Origin of the sequence: Flavobacterium sp. MFBS3-15 (assembly GCF_026107645.2) — a bacterium.
In the GTDB taxonomy this organism is placed as follows: domain Bacteria; phylum Bacteroidota; class Bacteroidia; order Flavobacteriales; family Flavobacteriaceae; genus Flavobacterium.
The window spans coordinates 37,204-55,836 of the sequence record NZ_JAPCHV010000018.1; the positions used below are offsets into that span (position 1 = coordinate 37,204).

Annotated in this window: 15 protein-coding genes; 3 read left to right on the forward strand and 12 right to left on the reverse strand. The window is 43.7% G+C overall.

What is annotated here, in order from left to right; translation table 11 throughout:
- Positions 1-17: 17 nt before the first annotated feature.
- The 6 genes from OGH69_RS15070 to OGH69_RS15095 all read right to left on the reverse strand — a co-directional run bounded on the left by OGH69_RS15070 (position 18) and on the right by OGH69_RS15095 (position 8,381).
- The gene (locus OGH69_RS15070; RefSeq protein ID WP_265175316.1) at positions 18-2,255 is read right to left on the reverse strand and encodes a T9SS type A sorting domain-containing protein; all 2,238 of its coding nucleotides are present in this window, start codon (positions 2,253-2,255) and stop codon (positions 18-20) included.
- A 121-nt stretch (positions 2,256-2,376) separates the two neighbouring features.
- Positions 2,377-4,044, reverse strand: a complete 1,668-nt coding sequence (locus OGH69_RS15075; RefSeq protein ID WP_265175317.1) for a tetratricopeptide repeat protein — start codon at positions 4,042-4,044, stop codon at positions 2,377-2,379.
- Between the two features lie 176 nt (positions 4,045-4,220).
- On the reverse strand, positions 4,221-5,315 hold the full coding sequence (gene bioB / locus OGH69_RS15080) for a biotin synthase BioB (RefSeq protein ID WP_265175318.1): 1,095 nt from the start codon (positions 5,313-5,315) through the stop codon (positions 4,221-4,223).
- Between the two features lie 68 nt (positions 5,316-5,383).
- Positions 5,384-5,857, reverse strand: coding sequence for a hypothetical protein (locus OGH69_RS15085; protein WP_265175319.1), 474 nt, complete (start codon positions 5,855-5,857; stop codon positions 5,384-5,386).
- Between the two features lie 269 nt (positions 5,858-6,126).
- Positions 6,127-7,449: an HTTM domain-containing protein gene (locus OGH69_RS15090; protein WP_265175320.1), complete on the reverse strand. Its 1,323-nt coding sequence runs from the start codon at positions 7,447-7,449 to the stop codon at positions 6,127-6,129.
- The gene (locus OGH69_RS15095) at positions 7,446-8,381 is read right to left on the reverse strand and encodes a bifunctional riboflavin kinase/FAD synthetase (protein ID WP_265175321.1); all 936 of its coding nucleotides are present in this window, start codon (positions 8,379-8,381) and stop codon (positions 7,446-7,448) included. Before OGH69_RS15095 ends, OGH69_RS15090 begins: the two co-directional genes overlap by 4 nt.
- 194 nt (positions 8,382-8,575) lie before the next feature.
- Between OGH69_RS15095 and OGH69_RS15100 the strand changes: the two genes are divergently transcribed.
- Complete coding sequence (locus tag OGH69_RS15100) at positions 8,576-11,230, forward strand: zinc-dependent metalloprotease (RefSeq protein WP_265175322.1); 2,655 nt, start codon at positions 8,576-8,578, stop codon at positions 11,228-11,230.
- A gap of 57 nt (positions 11,231-11,287) precedes the next feature.
- On the opposite strand, the gene OGH69_RS15105 is transcribed toward OGH69_RS15100, so the two are convergent.
- From OGH69_RS15105 to bioD, 5 genes are all read right to left on the reverse strand, one after another.
- Positions 11,288-11,794 carry a hypothetical protein gene (locus tag OGH69_RS15105; protein WP_265175323.1) on the reverse strand — a complete coding sequence of 169 codons (507 nt, stop codon included), beginning with the start codon at positions 11,792-11,794 and terminating at the stop codon, positions 11,288-11,290.
- Positions 11,795-11,844: 50 nt separating this feature from the next.
- Positions 11,845-12,468, reverse strand: coding sequence for an aminoacyl-tRNA hydrolase (pth, locus tag OGH69_RS15110; protein WP_265175324.1), 624 nt, complete (start codon positions 12,466-12,468; stop codon positions 11,845-11,847).
- Positions 12,469-12,484: 16 nt separating this feature from the next.
- Entirely contained in the window at positions 12,485-13,624 is a 1,140-nt protein-coding gene (locus OGH69_RS15115; protein WP_265175325.1) for a beta-ketoacyl synthase N-terminal-like domain-containing protein, read from the reverse strand.
- Between the two features lie 66 nt (positions 13,625-13,690).
- Complete coding sequence (gene bioA / locus OGH69_RS15120) at positions 13,691-14,965, reverse strand: adenosylmethionine--8-amino-7-oxononanoate transaminase (protein ID WP_265175326.1); 1,275 nt, start codon at positions 14,963-14,965, stop codon at positions 13,691-13,693.
- Positions 14,966-15,583 (reverse strand): dethiobiotin synthase, encoded by a 618-nt coding sequence (gene bioD, locus OGH69_RS15125; RefSeq protein WP_265175327.1) that lies wholly within the window; start codon positions 15,581-15,583, stop codon positions 14,966-14,968.
- Positions 15,584-15,760: 177 nt separating this feature from the next.
- Here bioD and OGH69_RS15130 point away from each other — a divergent pair, with 177 nt between their 5' ends.
- Positions 15,761-16,876, forward strand: coding sequence for an AI-2E family transporter (locus tag OGH69_RS15130; protein ID WP_265175328.1), 1,116 nt, complete (start codon positions 15,761-15,763; stop codon positions 16,874-16,876).
- On the opposite strand, the gene OGH69_RS15135 is transcribed toward OGH69_RS15130, so the two are convergent.
- Positions 16,854-17,993: an aminotransferase class I/II-fold pyridoxal phosphate-dependent enzyme gene (locus OGH69_RS15135; RefSeq protein WP_265175329.1), complete on the reverse strand. Its 1,140-nt coding sequence runs from the start codon at positions 17,991-17,993 to the stop codon at positions 16,854-16,856. The genes OGH69_RS15130 and OGH69_RS15135 overlap by 23 nt on opposite strands.
- 184 nt (positions 17,994-18,177) lie before the next feature.
- On the opposite strand from OGH69_RS15135, the gene OGH69_RS15140 reads away from it, so the two are divergent.
- Complete coding sequence (locus OGH69_RS15140; protein ID WP_265175330.1) at positions 18,178-18,633, forward strand: DUF2975 domain-containing protein; 456 nt, start codon at positions 18,178-18,180, stop codon at positions 18,631-18,633.

Here is an 18,633-nt window from a genome sequence, read left to right on the forward strand (position 1 = left end):
CTAATAAACTCTCTTCCTTATTTTTTTACAAGCTTGGCTGATATTGCCTCGCCGGAAGCTGTTTCTGCCTTCACTACATACACACCTTTACCCAGATGCGAAACATTGATTGTTGGTTGCGCCGACTCGACTACTTTTTGGCCTGTAATGCTGTAAATCGTAACATTTTTAACCTCTATAAGCTGTGAGGTTTGTACCGTAAATATGTCCGATGCCGGATTTGGCGCCAGTATCACTTTGTTGGCTGCTATTGCCGGGCTGTCTGTGCTTAGCTCCTCTATTGGGAAGATGTAACGTATTACACCCATGTCAACCGTTCCAATGTAGGCATTGATATTATCGCCTATGAAATTGAAGCCCATGCCATACGAATGGATATAGTTAAGCTCTTCTGCAGAAACTGTTATCCATTCGCCGCCATTGTAGTAGCTGATATAGGCATCTTCTGTATCTACACTGTTATAAAGACCAACTGCCATTACACCGGCATCAAGGTCTGAGAATTCCAATTTACGGGCATTTGCGCCTTCCAAAGCCGATGTCCATGTGGCGCCTCCGTCGGCAGTTGTGTATACACCGTTCCCTGTAGCAATACCAAATCCACCTGCAGTAAGCGGGTTCGCAGCAATATCGGCAATGGTTGTGCCTGTCACCGTGTAAAGCTCTGTCCAGTTGGCACCATCATCAGTTGTTTTATAAACCGTACCGTTCTTAGCCACAATTACATGGTCTGCATACACCAGCACACCGCCGATTGGCCCATCCTCCCCCGGAGTGATTATTGGGGTATCTACCACATTCTCAAGGTCGGTAATGTCCAGTTTGCGCACTGATCCGTTGCCCCAGTCCTCCAATACCGCATATACGATGTTGTCATTGCCCGGGTGTGTAGCCACATCCGAAATCCCGGATGCACTTATAAGCGTAGAACGAGTAGCACCGTGGTCTGTACTCACATACAAGTTGCCGCCAATCCAGCCACCTTCATAAATAAACAGCCTGCCTTCGTTCAGCGCATCCGCAAATACCACATTCTGGCTCGGGCTGAATGTAGCCGCCGACTCAATATTGTACGCGTCAGTTTCACCTGTTGTGTAGTCTTTGTGCAGCAAACCGCCCTGTGCACCATAGTATAAATGTTCGGCAGTGCCAAACTTAACCGCCGATAAGCTGGCAATATTATAGAAAGGGGCTTTTACCTGAGTAAGTGTCAATCCACCGTCGGCTGTTTTAACCGGATACATATTTGCCGTGATAACAGCTTCCTTGTTCTGGAAAGGGTTAACACTGACTGAAAGCCCCGCATAGTACACCTCTTCAGGATACGCTGTTATTTGCCAGGTCGTACCTCCATCTTCAGAAAAGCCTATCTCGTTTTCTTCAAGCACATAAATGATTTCCGGATTTGTAGGATGGTATTTTATTACCGTGAAATGATCAGTTACCATATCAGTCCAGGTAGACGGAACGATATTCCATGTTTCGCCGCCATCAGTAGAGCGGTACAGGTTCTGATCTGTATCAAAATCAAACATATCTGTGCCCACCATTATTTCAGAAGGCACGCCCGGCTTAAAAGCAATTGGGTTCAGTATTACCCCAGTGAGTTTTTCCGTCCACGTTTCACCCGAATCAACTGAAATGAAAATACCGCCATCTACGTCAGTAGGCCCGCCACCGCGGGTCATGAACAGTTTTGTTGGATCATTTGGGCTAATGGCAACACTTTGTATCGCAACGTCGTTATAATCCCCGGCATCATATACTTGTGTCCAGTTTTCACCACCAGTTGTAGTATAAAAAACTTTATGGCCGCTATTACTGATATTCAATATGATTGTTGAAGCTTCACTATCATACACATCAAAATTGTTAACATTCACATCACCTTCAAGCACCGGCATAGGGATTGTGCTAATTATTTCACCGTCCTCAACATTAAATATATGTATGCCGTTCTCAGCCTCCAGATTCAGTACCGAAAAGCACAGGTTCTCATTGCCGGGCAGCATCCTCAGGTTGGTCAGCCTTGCACCTGTATTAGGGTAGGCAAACAGCAAATCCCAAGTAACACCGTTGTCATAGGAAACAACAATGTGGTTGTTCAGCGAAACCGCATATAATTTATTCGCAGTTTCCAGGTCATAGGTAATGCCCTCCAGCCTTCCATAGTCATCCGTAGCCTCATAGCTGTACTGCGCATGCCCGCTAACGCCTGCCATAAGGAGCAGGGCAAGGATCGTAATTTTTTTCATGCTAATTGTTTTTTGTTGGTAAATTTTCACCTGACAATTTTCAGTAAAAACAATTAGATAACAAAAATTTAATGCAGAAATAGTGTGACATAAAACCCTAAAATCCGTGATTATTCAACCCTCAAACGTTTGATAAATAATCGTATAAGGAAACATCCTCGGGCAATTCCATTTTAGATGCTACGCGTTCCTTCCTTTTCCGTGCGGCTTCGGGTGTAATGTTGAGCATCGACGAAATTTCCTTTGTGCTAAGATTCATGTAGATATAAGATATGAAACGGATGTCGTTTGCATTGAGAGACGGATGCATTACCTTAAGGCGGTTTAGGAAGCCATGGTTGACTTCCTCAAAATGGGTAATGAAACTATCCCATTCGTGGTCGGTCTTTAGGTGCCCCTTCAGTGTTTTTATGTGGCCCGAGAGTGACCGGTCACCTGCCAGGTCTGGTATCTGGGAGAGCGAGGATATCACTTCCTCAATCAGTTCATTCCTTCCGGAAAGATATAACGCCTTGGCCGAGAGCTTACGGTTGCGCGACTCTATTTCATTCTTTAGCTGTTCCTGCTCCAAGAGCGCCTGGGTTTCCTTTTCACGGATCTGCTTTTCCAGCAGCAGATTTTCGTGCTTTTCCTTTTCAAGTTCCAGCGCAATCACTTTTTCATTTTGTTCCGCTATCAGCTTTTTTTGCCTAAGCTTGACCGAAATGTTCCGGATTATAAGCACGATAATGGCGGCCACGGCAATGATACCCCCTATTATGAAGTAGAAAAGGTTGCGTTCGGACGACCTTTTCTCCTCATTGATAGCCAACTCGTTTTTATATTCCTGTATGCGAAATTTAGCCTCGTTGCTGTTGAGCAATATCTTGTTCTTGGTTTCCTCGAGCTCCTCTATGGCAGATACGATGGAGTCTTTGTAACGAAGCGCTTCGGTATAATTACCGTTTTTGGTATACGCATCCGAGAGCACCTCAAAAACCTTCTTACGGTTATCGGCATTTGGTTTTGTACCCAAAAGCTTGTGCCCGCTTTCAATAGCTTTAGGATAATTGCCTTCCTTAAGGTAGGCCTTCATGATGATAAGCATCAGCGAAGTGCCTATATCATTAAAATTCAGGTTAACATCGCTTTTGTAAAGGTTCATGGCCTTTTCCCTTGCCTGTCTCGTGTTGCCCTGCAACAGGTCGTTATCGGCCAGGCCTACTTGCGCCAGTACAAGCATTTGGGGATCGGATTTAAGGTATGGGAACGATTCGAGTATGTATACCCTGGCTTCCTTTACATTTCCCATTTCGTTGGCAAGGTTACCAAGGTTCATGGCATAGAGGCCTATTTTGGTTCCATCCTTATTTTCCCGGGCTATGTCATAAGCTTTTTTAAAGTATTCCTGTGCCTTGGCATAATTCTTTTCCTTAGAGTACAATATGGCAATATTGTTCAGCACCACCATTTCATACTTGGGGCCAAGTTCTTTAACAGCAATGTTATAGCTTTCTAAATAGTAATGCAGTGCCTCTCCATATTCGAGTATCGTATAATAGTTGGCCCCTATGTTATTGGTTGCCAAAAACTGCTGTTTATACCACCTGTTCTTTTCGGCCAGGTTGCGCGCCTCAGTGAGGAATTCAAGCGATTTTACGTGTTGCTTGTCCCACATGGCATCGATGCCTTTTTTTATCAGGGCATCGCAGTGCTCAATAGTATTCCCGATGGCCGAAGTGCAAAGGAAAAAGCACAATAATGCCAGGAAAGCTGCCTTGCTGCCGGTACATTTCTTTTGCTTTTTCACGTTTCAGGGTTTGGGTACGCCAAATATAAGCATAAGAATTATATCAAATCAAAAAGCTTTTTTATGCGGAAGCCAGGTTAATTTGTGCTGGTAAGGATTGCAAAACATATCGATAATAAATGACAAAACCCCAAAGAATTCAAAATCTTTGGGGTTTATATTTGCTTAGCTTCTGATTAATTCTCCTGCATTTTCTTGCCCGATGCCTCGAGGTTGCGTTCAATCTTGTGGCCCGGCCTTGTCCAACGTGGCTTTTCTCCAAGGGATTCATATTGCGAATCTTCGGCTTCCACCGTTTTAGGCTGCGATACTTTGGTGAATGGCTTCTGCGGAACAAGACCAAGCATTTCGAACATTTTCATGTCCTCATTCACATCGGGGTTTGGTGTGGTGAGCAGCTTATCGCCTGCAAAAATGGAATTGGCTCCTGCAAAAAAGCACATAGCCTGGCCCTCGCGGCTCATTTGGGTACGCCCTGCCGATAGCCTCACCTGTGTTTCGGGCATCACAATGCGGGTGGTTGCCACCATACGTATCATTTCCCATATTTCCACCGGCTTTTCGTCTTCCATCGGAGTACCTTCCACTGCCACTAGTGCATTGATTGGAACCGATTCCGGCTGTGGGTTAAGCGACGCCAGCGCCACGAGCATCCCGGCGCGGTCTTCAACGCTTTCGCCCATGCCTATAATGCCGCCACTGCAAACGGTAACATTGGTTTTCCTCACATTCTCTATGGTTTGCAGGCGGTCTTCAAATCCGCGTGTGGAAATCACTTCTTTATAGTATTCTTCTGACGTATCTAGATTGTGGTTGTAAGCATACAGCCCGGCTTCTGCAAGTCGCGCTGCCTGGTTCTCGGTAAGCATGCCAAGAGTACAGCATACCTCCATGTCGAGTTTGTTGATAGTACGGACCATTTCCAATACGCTGTCAAATTCAGGGCCGTCCTTTACATTGCGCCATGCCGCGCCCATGCACACACGCGATGATCCGCTGGCCTTTGCACGCAAAGCCTGTGCTTTTACCTGCGACACACTCATAAGGTCGTTACCTTCTATATGGGTGTGGTAGCGGGCAGCCTGCGGACAGTAACCGCAGTCTTCGGGGCAACCCCCTGTTTTTATGGACAATAATGTTGACACCTGCACTACATTAGGGTCATGGTGCTCGCGGTGTATGGATGCTGCCTCATACAGCAGGTCCATCATTGGCTTGTTATAAAGAGCAATAATCTCTTCTTTGGTCCAGTCGTGCCTTTTTATGCTCATAACGGAAATTTAAGTGGCTTCAAAAATAGCAATTTCCATTGAACCCTCCGCCATTTCACATACAAAGATTAGTGGGGCCTGTGAGCAACGTCATCCACTTCATTGATTTTCTCCAGTTTATCTTTCCAGAACTGCATCAGCGCAAATGATACAATCATCGATGCTGCAAGGCCCTCAAGGAATAATCCGAAGCAGAATTCACCTATTTCAGGTTCTCCGCCACCAAATATATAGCTGTGCGGGAAGTTTTGAAGGTAGTCGGTACCACCTTTATATTCCGCATACAACATAAAGCTGAAAATGCCAAGCACCAAGCTTATAAACGATGTAAGGAAGCCGGCGGCAAGATTAGTAAAATAACCATCAATACGGTCTTTAAAGTTACCCTTGATCGTCCTGTTGACACCGTATATTACGAAGATAAAATTTATCAGCCTGAGATAGATTTGGTCTTTAAGCCCGGCACTTTCCATAATAAGGAAAAATGCAGCTATCCCTATGAAGATGATCAAACCATTAATTAAAATTCTTGAGACTTTCATATTCAGTATGTTTTTGTTTTATAATCAGTTAAGAGATCAACAGCAACGGTTAAGAGGGTCACTAAAAAAACTGTCTTTAGAGCCACTTCCTTTTCTAACGTTTACCTTACCCGAATTTAGCTATAAAAACGCACACAGAAACACGAATTAGTAAAATTTTAATACAATAAGTATGATTAAATTAAAGGATTGTTAAATACGTAAAAAGTTTGATAAAAACATTTGTAACCTATTTGAAGACAGAGCATATACTTTGATTTGAGCATATATTATTGAATCAAATTGCCCTGCTCATCGTACAGTAATATCCATTTACAGTGAAAGAAATAATCCCACTGAACTGCCGCTAGGTCTGTATCAGGATCTATGAGTCTTTTGAAACGGCTATTGTTCACTGATACATGCGTATCGGCATATACCGCTACATCTTTGCCCTGAAACTTAAAGTACTCCGTAATACGCTGTGCCATCTGCCATATCATGTCGGGACGCGTTTCCATGCCGCTTTTTTGCTTGTGGGTCAGGTTGTGGCTTACACTGTAATAAAGCCTCTTTCCTGTCTTTTTATCAATAATGCGGAAATCGGTATCACCCCACCGGCTACGCAGCATCATCCGCCAGCTCAGGCGATGTCCTTCTTCTGTCCACAATACATCTCCCTTGATAAGGTAGTGCCTCAATGGTAGCAGCAACTGAATAATAATGTAAGGCACGAAAAGATATTTCAGCAACCCTGCACCCTCATAATTACCCCCATCTTCTGCGACTTCGGGCTTCTGCCTTAGAAATACCTTCCTGATTTTTTGCGGAGGATAGAAGAACACCACAAAACTAAGCGCAAAGAATGGGAAAATACCTATCTGTAATGTAATTGAGTTGAAGATATGAAAGATGACCGAAGCGATGAGCGCAATTGTCCTTGTCTTCCTATACAATAACAAGGGAACAACTAACATATCAAAAGCTATACCTGCATAAGCTATGAAAAGATAAAACCATTTTTGCGTCATGAACTCCCGCAGCGCAGGGTTAGTTATAGAGCGTTCCAACAGGTCATGCGTAAATGTGCCATCAAGCCATCCCGGATAAAATTTTGCCAGAGTAGCATAAAAATAAACGATGCTTACCTGCGCTATCATGATCCAGGAACACCAAACAGGCATTGTTAGCTTTTTTACTGATGGATTCAGCCGGGCATCTATTGAAGCATATCGGTGTGCTGGCAGAAACAGCATTATGAAACACACCAGCATAAGCAGGTAGTAATGATTGTTGTATGATGTTTTTTGCATAAAATAGGCTCCGGCCCACAAAAGGGTGAACATCCCTATGCTAAAACGGTACTTGTAGCCAACCATGACAAGTAGCCCCAATACTCCCATAGCGGCAAAGTACCAGTACATACCGTTGCCGGGCAGCGGCTGAAGCCAATCCATGCCAATATGCGAAAAAGTGAATTTCGGCTCAACAAGGTTGCTCTTTACCCATCCGGTAAGAATTGCTCCGAAAGTTTCGCAGGCCAACAGGAATCCAAGGAATATCCTGAAAACAATAAGTGGGGCGTTATCTATTGGCCGGAAAAGCCCTTTCATACCTTATGCTTTTTAAAGTAGGCAATGGTATCTTCCCTGTCTTTATACAATTGCAGTTTAAGTGCATCAAAGGACTCAAATTTTTGCTCATCACGGAGCCTGTGATGGATGGCAATGCACATACGGGCATCATAAAGATTTTTATCCAAATCGAGAAAATGCACTTCTATTGACAGGCTTGTACCTTCAACAGTAGGCCTTACCCCAATGTTCATCATTCCGTATACTATTTTCCCGTCAATCTCAGACGAAACAGTATAAACGCCATTGGCCGGGATAAGCTTGTAATCTTCTTTTATATGCATATTTGCTGTCGGGAAGCCAATGGTCCTGCCTAGTTGTTTTCCTTTTACTACAGTCCCGGTCAGGAAATATGGGTAACCCAAAAAATCGTTAGCAGTAGTTATATCGCCTGCGGTAAGCGCATTCCGGATTTTAGTCGAGCTTACAGATACCTCATTTACTGAAAGTGCTGAGATTTTTTCTACCTCAAAACCATACTCATTGCCAAAACGTATGAGATCATCTATGTTGGCAGTGCGATTGCGCCCAAATCGGTGGTCGTGTCCAATAATTACCTTATGTATATTAAGCCTGTCAACAAGAACATCTTTTACAAATTCTTCAGCCGTTAACCTGGAAAATTCAATATCAAACGGATGGATCACAAGATTGTCAAGCTCATAACTTTCCAGCAATTGGGCCTTTTCTTCCATTGTACTAAGCAACTTTATGGCACTGTTTTGCTGGAGGACCATTCGGGGATGCGGAAAAAATGTCAGTACCACGCTTTCATAGCCCAATGCCCTGCTATTACTTATAATTTTGCGCAATATGGATGCGTGTCCTTTATGCACACCATCAAAAGTACCCAGTGTTATTATGGTTTTGGCAGTAGAACTGAATTCGTGTATTGAGTTGAAGATTTTCAAACCGAAGTATTAAGTTGGCAAATTTAACTAATGCAGGGTGCATAGCAAAATTTTGGCATGTTTTTCAGCTTTTTGCTTGCGGAAACAATTTCAGACAAAAATGAATACAACCTAAAAAAATGTTATATTCACAAAGAATGTTAAAATATAACTACTTAATTCCTACTTTAGCAGGCATTAATGTAAATTTTATTATGAAAAAACTACTACTATCCCTATTGCTCATTGGAGGATCGGCACTATCCTATGCACAGGTGCCGATTTGGAGCGCTGTTCCACGGGAAAGCCTCGCAACGGTCCGAAAGGTGGAACGAGCTTCTACACCGCTCATTTTCCATACTTTTAGCATCAACCAGCCTGAACTAGAAAATATGCTGGTAAATACCCCGTTGCGAAATTCGGGCCAGCCTTCGAATGTGCTTATTTCATTTCCTACAGCCGATGGCAAAATGGAAAATTTCAGGATATATGAAGCGCCTGTACTACATCCGGACCTTGGCGCGCAGCATCCTAATATTAAATCGTATGTAGGCCGTGGCATTGAAAATCCTGCAACTACTATACGATTCAGCACGACCATCTTCGGTGTGCATGCTATAATTATGTCAGACAAAGGCACGCAATACATCGATCCTTACACAGCGGATCTTCAAAACTACATTGTTTACAAAAAGTCGAATGTAAAAGCGGCCCGCACTTTTCATTGCAGCGTAAACGAACCTGCTTTGGACAATGTTCCGCCCCCGCCACCCACAACAATGGCCAATGACGGGTTATTCAGGACATATCGCCTTGCACTTGCCTGCACCATTGAATATGCTGCTTACCAAATTAACGCCGCCGGCGTAGGTGCCGGAACTCTTGAGCAGAAAAAAGCAGCAGTACTTGCCGCAATGACTGTAACAATGACACGTGTGAACGGAGTTTTCGAAAAGGATATGTCACTTACCATGCAAATCGTACCTAATAATGAGAATATCATTTTTGTAACCTCAGACAACCTCCAAAACAACGATGAAGGCACTATGATCGATCAAATACAGCCTATCATCAATAGCGGTATAGGTTCTGCAAATTACGACATCGGACATGTATTTGGCACAGGAGGGGGAGGAATAGCCTCACTGGGATCTGTCTGTTCACAGTTTAAAGCGCAAGGTGTAACCGGTAGCCCGGCTCCTGTGGGCGACCCTTTTGACATTGACTATGTTGCACACGAAATGGGCCACCAATTTGGGGCTAACCACACATTTAACAACTCTTACCAAAGAACCGCAAGCACTGCTGTAGAACCTGGTAGCGGAAGCACAATCATGGCTTATGCAGGCATAAGCCCTCCAAATGTACAAAGCAACTCCGATGATTATTTCCATGCAGTAAGCTTAAACCAGATGTTTAATTTTGTGAATGGCAATGGCGGCTGTGCAATGTTGGAAGAGAACAATAACACCCCTCCCGTTATCGCTGCAATACCTAACCGTACCATTCCAAAAGGAACTGCATTTATATTAAAAGGCAATGGTACAGATGCTGATGGGGATGCGCTCACCTACTGTTGGGAACAAACGAATAACAATGGTGCAAACTCAACTGTAGACTTTACCCCCTTGTCCACAAGTACATCAGGCCCTAACTTCAGGTCAATTGATCCTTCTGCGTCTCCAAACAGGTACATGCCAGAACTATCAAGCGTATTAAACAACAATCTCGCTCCTACTTGGGAAGTAGTGCCTACAGTGGGCCGAACGCTCAACTTTGCACTTACCGTAAGGGACAACAATACACCCAACGGTGGCCAAACGGCAAGGCAAAACATGAACGTAATTGTAAATAATACTGCCGGGCCATTTACAGTAACATCGCAAAACACAACAAACATTACCTGGGAGCAGGGTAGCACCGAAGCCATAACCTGGAATGTAGCCGGCACTACTGGCAATGGAATTAATACTTCAAATGTCAACATACTCCTTTCAACAGATGGAGGACTTACATGGCCTACCGTATTGGCATCCAATACACCGAATGACGGGTCGGAAAACATTACAGTGCCCAACGTAGAAGCTATTTCTTGCCGAATTATGGTTGAAGCCGTAGGGAATATCTATTATGCGGTTAACCAGACCCCGTTTTCAATTGGAGTGGAAGTGGTTACAGAATGTAATACTTATACAAATGATACTGCTGTCAATATCCCGGACAATGGTCAAAACTATAGTATATCAACGATTAATGTGCCGGACAATTCTATTGTTCAAACAGTGAATGTTGGGGTAAACATTACACACACTTACATTGGTGACCTTATACTTATTATTGCAAGGCCGGACAATTCACAGGCATTATTGTGGCAAATGGCTTGCGGGACAAGTAACAACCTGAATGTTACTTTCAGTGATTCAGGAAGTTCTGTAAATTGTGGCGCAACGACATCAGGAAGTTTTATTCCTTCAGAGCCTCTTTCCGAATTTGAAGGAACACAGGCACAGGGTGACTGGATATTGGCTTTTGCTGATGCCGGTGCTGATGATACAGGAACTCTTAACTCTTGGTTCGTTGAAATATGTTCTCAAACCGTAAATGCTGTGGACGGCTTCAGCCTTAAGAATTTTACACTATATCCTAACCCTAACAACGGGAGCTTTACAGTAGGCTTTACCTCTGAAAGCGAAAATGCCATACAAATTGGCGTGCATGACTTGAGGGGGCGTGAAGTTTACAATGCCGCATATGAAAATACAGGATTATTCTCAGGCAATGTAAACCTTTCGAACATCCAGTCAGGGGTATATCTTGTAACCGTTCAGGATGGCGCAAGAAAAGCCGTGAAGAAGATTGTGGTGAATTAATACTATAACCCAAAATAAACAAAGGCGCTTCAATTGAGGCGCCTTTCGTTTTAATTTCTATTTCAAGGAAACATCTATGCTGTAAATCCGCTGCCCATCTACAATGGTGTCAGGTATTTTCACTGTCAATTTTTCGTCTTTGTAGCTGATTTTCCCTTCATTAACCGTATAAAATCCAGCCTTGCCACGGCAGAAGCACTGTACACCGAAAAGCATTTTAGTACCTTTTATATTTCCTGTATTTAGATTTGAAAATTCATCATCAGTTTCAAAGATGACAGTTTCAGTATAGCCGGCGTCCATTACACCCTTAGGAGCATCATAATCATAGGTATAGCGCACTAAAACTTTTCCAGGAGTATCAGTAATGGAATGATACAATCTCCCGGTATCATCCACTTTAATGTCAAGGCTTTTGTCTTTCAGTATTTCCAATTTGCAGTCACCTTCTTCAGGACACGGGCTTTCAATTTTGTGTTTTCCATTAATGAAAGCTGTAACTCCTTTTTTTGGCGCACAGGCCATGAATAAAAATGGCAGCATCGTAAGGACTAATCTTTTCATGAAATTATCTTTAAAGCTAAAGATACAAATTTGAAGCCATTTCGAAAGGTTTATTTGCCATTGTAGCTGCTCATGGTATTGGCAAGCCCTGAAAGTACGAACGACTTCACCGCTTCTGCAGCCATATCGAGGCGTTCCGGAAGCTTTGCTTTTTCCTCTTCGTCCCATTCCCCAAGAACATAATCTACCTGCCTGCCTTTCTTGAAATCATCGCTGATACCGAAACGAAAACGCGCATAATCTCCTGTATTTAGTACCTGCTGCGTGTTTTTCAGTCCATTATGGCCTCCATCACTGCCCTTACCTTTTATACGGATAGTGCCAAAAGGGATATTTAGGTCATCGGTCACAACCAATAAATTCTCAAGCGGGATATTTTCTTTATCTAACCAGAATTTAATGGCCTTACCACTCAGGTTCATGTAAGTATTGGGCTTGAGAAGAAAAACCGTTTTCCCTTTTATCTTCACTTCAGCCAGGGTTCCAAGTTTAACTGTTTCAAACGAAGCTCCCTCCTGCTTAGCAATATGATCGGCGACTTTAAAGCCAATGTTGTGACGTGTATTTACATATTCAGCTCCAATGTTGCCCAGGCAGGCAATAAGGTATTTTTTCATGGGGTCAATGGGTTCTTTTTCCTGTTTTGTTCCGAAAATGGAGGTTAGCCAGTTCATAGTGCAAAGATAGCATCTATTTTGAGACCAAAACACTCACCGCATTGCCGCCAAAACCAACCGCGTTTACCAATACCTTTTTAATGTCGCGGCCTGTTTCCTGGTTATAAAATGGTGCCTCAACAAATTTATTGTGCTGTAGCATCAGTACTGCCAGCTCCAGGCTCAAAAGTCCCGAAGCCCCAAACGTATGGCCAATCTTCCATTTGTTGGTCGTGAGCAAGGGCAGATTTCCGCCAAAAACCTCCTGTATCGCCCTGTATTCGGAAAGGTCCCCTTTTACAGTTCCCGGGGCATGCATTACAACAGCATCTACTTCGGCAGGATTGATGTCCTTTATCGCCATGCGCATCGCCTTTTGCAGGCATTCCGCTGTAGCAGACAATGATGCGCCATGTTCCAGCATTTCGGTCGCATAACCAATACCATCAATATAAGCATGGGCTTGGGAATTCTTGCCGGCCTGAAGGCATGTCATTGCTGCCCCTTCACCCAACACCATGGTGTTGCCTTTTTTTTCAAGATCTAAAGCGCGAACAGGATGTTCACCTTGTTCCTGCGAATAGATTTTCATGCCTTGCATTTGGGCTATGGTAAAGGGTGTAAGCGGAGCTTCGCTGCCACCTACAAGAAATCTGTCAGCCATACCACTGCTTAGCCATGCTACACCATTGAGTACCGCATGAAGTGCTGTAGAACAGGTTATGGAATGAGATATGTCCGGACCATTAGCTCTTACATCCTGGGCTACCCATGAGGCAATGTTGCCGAGTGTAGTTACAGGTGAGGTATGCGCCCCGGTAATACCTGTATTTATGAATTCGGAATGATGTTTTTCAAACAATCCCGTAGCCCCTCTTGAAGAACCGATATTGATGCCGAATTCACCGTCATTCCAGCCTGCAATTCGCAAGGCACGGCGTGAGGCAAGGATGGCATACAGCACTGAATTATCCAGGTGGCGGTAGTGAGGATTGGAATCGCGCAGCCCTGCTACTTCATCTGTTTCCCGTTGAGACAGGATTGCCACAGGAACATTGAGTGCGCCCCTGGTGATGAATGCGCGTTCATCCAGATAGCTTTCCCAGACCTCATCAGGACTGCTGCCTAATGGGGAAACGGAACCAATGGACATGATGGATACAGGTGAAACCAATACAGTAGATTTTACTGCAAAAGTACGCAATAAAACTCCTTAGTGCCAACAGGAATAACCTTTGGGTTACTGCACCTCTTCAATTGCCTGCCTTATAACTGCATAAACTATTTCCAGCAATTCATCGCTTATAATGTAAGGCGGAAGGATGTATACAATATTCCCGACAGGGCGCAGGATGACACCATTATTCAGGAAGAAATCATACAGCCTGTTACGGAAACCACCATAATAATCCTCATTGCCTTCACGTGCTATTTCCAGCGCGAGGATTACACCCAACACGCGAGCGGTTTTAACCCTCGGATGGCTTTCTATTTCCTTTCTGAAGGCAAGTTGCTTTTTGTTTATCCGGACCAGGTTATCCTGCATTTCGTTTGTTTGCAGCAAGTCCAGGCTTGCCAGTGCGGCAGCGCACCCGGTTGGGTTGGCCGTAAAGGTATGCCCGTGAAACAATGCCTTATTCACATCGTCGTCATAAAAACCGTCAAATAATTCCTGTGTAAAAGTGGTTATCGCCATTGGGATTGTCCCACCGGTCAGCGCTTTTGAAAGGCACATCATGTCTGGCTGGCGCATAAGGTAATCACAGGCAAAAGTTTTCCCCGTCTTGCCAAAGCCCGTCATCACTTCGTCGGCAATAGTAAAGACGTTGTTGCCTTTGCAGATAGCCATCAGTTCGTCCAGCACTTCCGGAGCATACATTACCATCCCGGCCGCACCCTGCACTAACGGTTCAAAAATGAATGCGGCATATTCGCCGGTTAACGCCAGTTTTTTTAGCGATTCAATGCTTTCCTCTTTCTTTCCTTCAACAGGCACGGGAATGCGTTGTACTTCTATCAGTGATCCACGGAAAGCCTCGGTAAAAAAGGATATGCCACTCGCTGCCATAGCGGCGAAAGTATCGCCATGAAAGGCATTTTCGAAAGCAATGATTTTAGTACGCTTATCCCCTTTATTGTAAAAATATTGCAGCGCAACCTTAACGGCGATCTCAACTGCAGTCGACCCGTTATCCGAAAAGAAGATTTTTTTTTGACCGGATGGAAGCAGTTCCATAAGCCTTTCGGCCAAAACAACGGCTGGCTCATGGGTAAATCCACCAAAAAGCACATGCTCCAGTGAGGTAAGCTGTTTGTAAATAGCTTCCGCAATGTATTTATTACTGTGTCCATATGGGTTTACCCACCACGAAGCAATGGCATCTATGTATTGCTTTCCTTCTTCGTCCCACAATAATGCACCTTCACCTTTTACAATTCCTATGGGAGGAGTCGCAGTTTTGTGCTGGGTGTAAGGATGCCATAAAAATTGGCTGTCTCTATCTTGTAAACTCATTTATAGCTCTAATAAATTATTCCTGAAACGGTCGGCGTAGTCAAGAATCACGTTTTTATCGAAATAGGGTTCATCATCGATGCGGCCAAGCATTTTTATTCCTGTTTTTTGGAGAATGATGCTCTGTGTGGACGTATTTTCATTGCCATTGAAAATGACTCCCTCTACAATTACCCCTCTGCTTTTCAATACTTCTATTGTCATCAGCGTGTGGTTAATACTGCCAAGGTAATGGCGGCTCACCAATATCACCTTATAATCACGCTTAATCAGGTCGGCTACTACATCATTTCCATTCAGTGGCACAAGTACACCCCCTGCGCCTTCTATTATGAGATGGTTGCCTGTTTTGGGCTCTTTTATCTCTTTAATATCAATACTTATACCATCAATCTCTGCTGCCAAATGAGGGCTGGCCGGTGTATTTAGAACATAGCTGTTTTGGAAAATCCTGGTTTTGCTATTGGAAATGTATCGTTCAATCTTGTGGCTGTCCGAATCCTTAATGTCTCCTGCCTGTACAGGTTTCCAGTAATCAGCTTGGAGAGCTTCCGTAATTATGGCCGAGGCTATGGTCTTGCCTACATCGGTGCCAATGCCTGTAATGAAAAGTTTCATGGGCTAATGAATAGTGAGATACAAATTTACTCAATCATTCATAAGGTTTATACCCAAAATTTCAGCATTAATTCTTTACCAACTGATTAGCAAAGTTTTAATATAATATTACCAATAAGCGGTTGGACAATTCCTAATTTTGATAGGATCATTAAATAAATTAACACATTAATACTGATGGATGTAAAGGTACCCAATTACATAAAAACGGTTTATATAGCACTGCTGATCATTATCATTGTGTTTTTTATGATAATAGCAAAAACGCTGCTTGTTCCATTATTAGTATCCGGATATATCGCCATGCTGCTTACTTCGTCCTGCAATTTTTTAGAGCGCAGGAAAATTCCACGTTCGATAAGCGCTTTCATATGCCTGATAATATTTCTAACACTAATCATTGGAATATTCGTTTTCATTTATTTTCAGGTACGGGGATTTGTGCAGGATCTTGGGTCTAATTTTACTGATAAGCTCAATTCATTTGTAATTATAGCTAATAATTGGTGTTATGAAACTTTTGGATTTGACCCCGGCATGGGTAACGGTTTCGAAATGAAGAAAGCAGTGGAAATCGTGCAACCGGAAAACACAAGTGCAACACAGCTTATATTTTCTACCATCGGCATGCTTTCAGATATTATCCTTTTACCTGTATTTATATTTTTCCTGCTTATTTACAGAGACCATCTTGCCATTTTTATTACAAAAGTTTTTCGCAGGCAAAACAATGAAGGCCTCCTCGAAAAAATGACTTCAATTCGGAAAATTGTCCATGCATATATAGTCGGAGCCGGAAAAGTGATGTTAATCCTTGGGATAGTTAATACCGGGGTTTTGTTTGCACTGGGAATTGAACACGCCATATTTTTTGGGATGCTGGCAGGAATGCTGAATATCATCCCCTATCTCGGACCCTCACTAGGCGCTATACTGCCTTTCCTATTTGCGCTAATGACCAAGGACAGCGCTTTTTATCCCATTGCAGTTGTAGTTGCATTCACCTTCATACAATTACTTGAGGGAGCTTTCCTTACCCCCAAGATAACGGGTGGCAATGTAAACCTCAATGCATTGGTAACCTTTATAGGACTGCTGATTGGCGGTGCCATATGGGGTATCACGGGAATGATACTCATCATCCCGACAATTGCGATCCTCAAAAAGCTGTTCGAGCTAAGTCCTGATACACAGCCTTATGCCTATCTGTTTGGGGAAGAAGACAGTAACTGGTTTCGAAGGCGGGAGCGGCGCAACAAAGCAAAGGCTGCTAAGGCTGAAGAAGCTGCTTAAGTGTTCCCAATACTCCTGTTATCTCACGTTCTGTATTGTAACTATGCAAGCAGAACCTCAGCCGCTCACTGCCAGCGGGTACGGTAGGCGACAGTATGGCCTTTACACCAAAACCCTTGCCTGCCAATGCCGCAGCAATGCTTCTTACCCTTTCGTTTCCGGGAACGACTGCACAGTGGATGGCGGAATGGCTTTCAATGAAAATATCCGTCAGTCCCAGTCTTTGCAATTCTGCCCTGAAAAACAATATGTTAGCAGCAAGCATTTCTCTTTCCGGGGCGTTTTCAAGGCGGCTGTAGGCCGCCAGTATCGTGGAAAGACTGTGGGGTGGCAGTGCTGTGGTATAGATCAGGCTTCGGGCAAAATTGACCAGATAATCCTTCAGCTGTTGCGAACCCAGTACAGCCGCGCCATGGCACCCGGGGCCTTTGCCGAATGTAGCAATCCTGGCAAATACGCTGTTTTCCAGTTCTAAAGACTGCACCAACCCCTCTCCCTTTTGTCCAAAAACGCCTATGGCATGGGCTTCATCTATAACCAGGCGGCAACCGTATTTATTACATAGTTCGCTCATTAACTGTAGATTAGGACTATCTCCATCCATTGAGAAAACCGACTCGGTCACTATGTATACCTCCTTACCTTCATGCCTTTTGACCAGGGCTTCCAGGGCCTCAAGATCATTATGCGGAAACTTGTAAGTCGCTGCATTAGAAAGCCTTAACCCATCCCGTATCGAGGCATGGATGTACTCGTCATACAAAACCACGTCGCCTTTTTGGGATACCGATGAGAAAAATCCTACATTGGCATCGTATCCGGAGTTAAAAATAAGGGCGCTTTCGGTGTTATGGAATTTCGCAACCATCTCTTCTACAACAACATACAAACCATGATTGCCCGATATGAGCCGCGATCCTGTGGAGCCATTCTGTGTAAAGCCATGCTCTAAAAGGTAATTGTGGGCAGCATCGAAAATGGACCTGTCGGCGCCGAAACCAAGGTAGTCATTAGAGGAAAAATCCACTGTGGGCGTGGGTTTGCGCAGCGTACGCAGGGCGTTTTCCTGTTCTCTCTGTGCCATTTTTGCCGCAAGCGATTTAGGGAATTTTTCCATGTTCCAAAAGTAGTGAACTTATGGTATATGCGGGGGTATTTTGCGGTACCTGCTGTATGATTTAAGGGCCACTACATGATGATTTTTGATGAAACAAAAGGGTATAAAAGAGAAAATATTGTTTTTCAAATATATATTATTGTTTTTCGATAATTTATTTATATTTGCATCAAAACCATTCGCCATGATAAAATTTCGAATCTTAAATTATGCCGTCCTGATCATTGCAGCACTATGCATCCTGGCAGCGACCCTTTTTGGAATGATGCTTTTTGTCGAATATTCCAACCCTGAAATACTACTCTCCACAACGATGGTATTTGCAAAAATACTCTTGCTGGCCATATCCCTGTCCTTTATTAAACAGGCCTGCGGCATGTTCCTTCGGCACGGATATTTCAACACCAAAAGCGCCCGTTACCTTACCGTCGGCGGCTATACCCTTGCAGCCTCGGCATTGACCACCCTTATACCCAATATGTTCTATATTTCAGACATCACAAGGGAAAGGGCCTCCTATTTCCTGATAGAAGTCATCTACGACATTACCGTCCTGCTTGTTGGTCTTGCCCTCCTCGGGGTTTCCGACATCGTTAAAAAGGGCATCAACATCAAACTTGAAAATGACTTAACCATATAA

Excerpts from the sequence above, each read along its gene's own strand:
- OGH69_RS15070 (WP_265175316.1), bottom strand. The coding sequence starts at position 2,255 with ATGAAAAAAATTACGATCCTTGCCCTGCTCCTTATGGCAGGCGTTAGC.
- bioB (WP_265175318.1), bottom strand. The coding sequence starts at position 5,315 with ATGAGCATAAAAAGGCACGACTGGACCAAAGAAGAGATTATTGCTCTT.
- OGH69_RS15085 (WP_265175319.1), bottom strand. The coding sequence starts at position 5,857 with ATGAAAGTCTCAAGAATTTTAATTAATGGTTTGATCATCTTCATAGGG.
- OGH69_RS15090 (WP_265175320.1), bottom strand. The coding sequence starts at position 7,449 with ATGAAAGGGCTTTTCCGGCCAATAGATAACGCCCCACTTATTGTTTTC.
- OGH69_RS15100 (WP_265175322.1), top strand. The coding sequence starts at position 8,576 with ATGAAAAAACTACTACTATCCCTATTGCTCATTGGAGGATCGGCACTA.
- OGH69_RS15105 (WP_265175323.1), bottom strand. The coding sequence starts at position 11,794 with ATGAAAAGATTAGTCCTTACGATGCTGCCATTTTTATTCATGGCCTGT.
- pth (WP_265175324.1), bottom strand. The coding sequence starts at position 12,468 with ATGAACTGGCTAACCTCCATTTTCGGAACAAAACAGGAAAAAGAACCC.
- bioA (WP_265175326.1), bottom strand. The coding sequence starts at position 14,965 with ATGAGTTTACAAGATAGAGACAGCCAATTTTTATGGCATCCTTACACC.
- bioD (WP_265175327.1), bottom strand. The coding sequence starts at position 15,583 with ATGAAACTTTTCATTACAGGCATTGGCACCGATGTAGGCAAGACCATA.
- OGH69_RS15130 (WP_265175328.1), top strand. The coding sequence starts at position 15,761 with ATGGATGTAAAGGTACCCAATTACATAAAAACGGTTTATATAGCACTG.
- OGH69_RS15135 (WP_265175329.1), bottom strand. The coding sequence starts at position 17,993 with ATGGAAAAATTCCCTAAATCGCTTGCGGCAAAAATGGCACAGAGAGAA.
- OGH69_RS15140 (WP_265175330.1), top strand. The coding sequence starts at position 18,178 with ATGATAAAATTTCGAATCTTAAATTATGCCGTCCTGATCATTGCAGCA.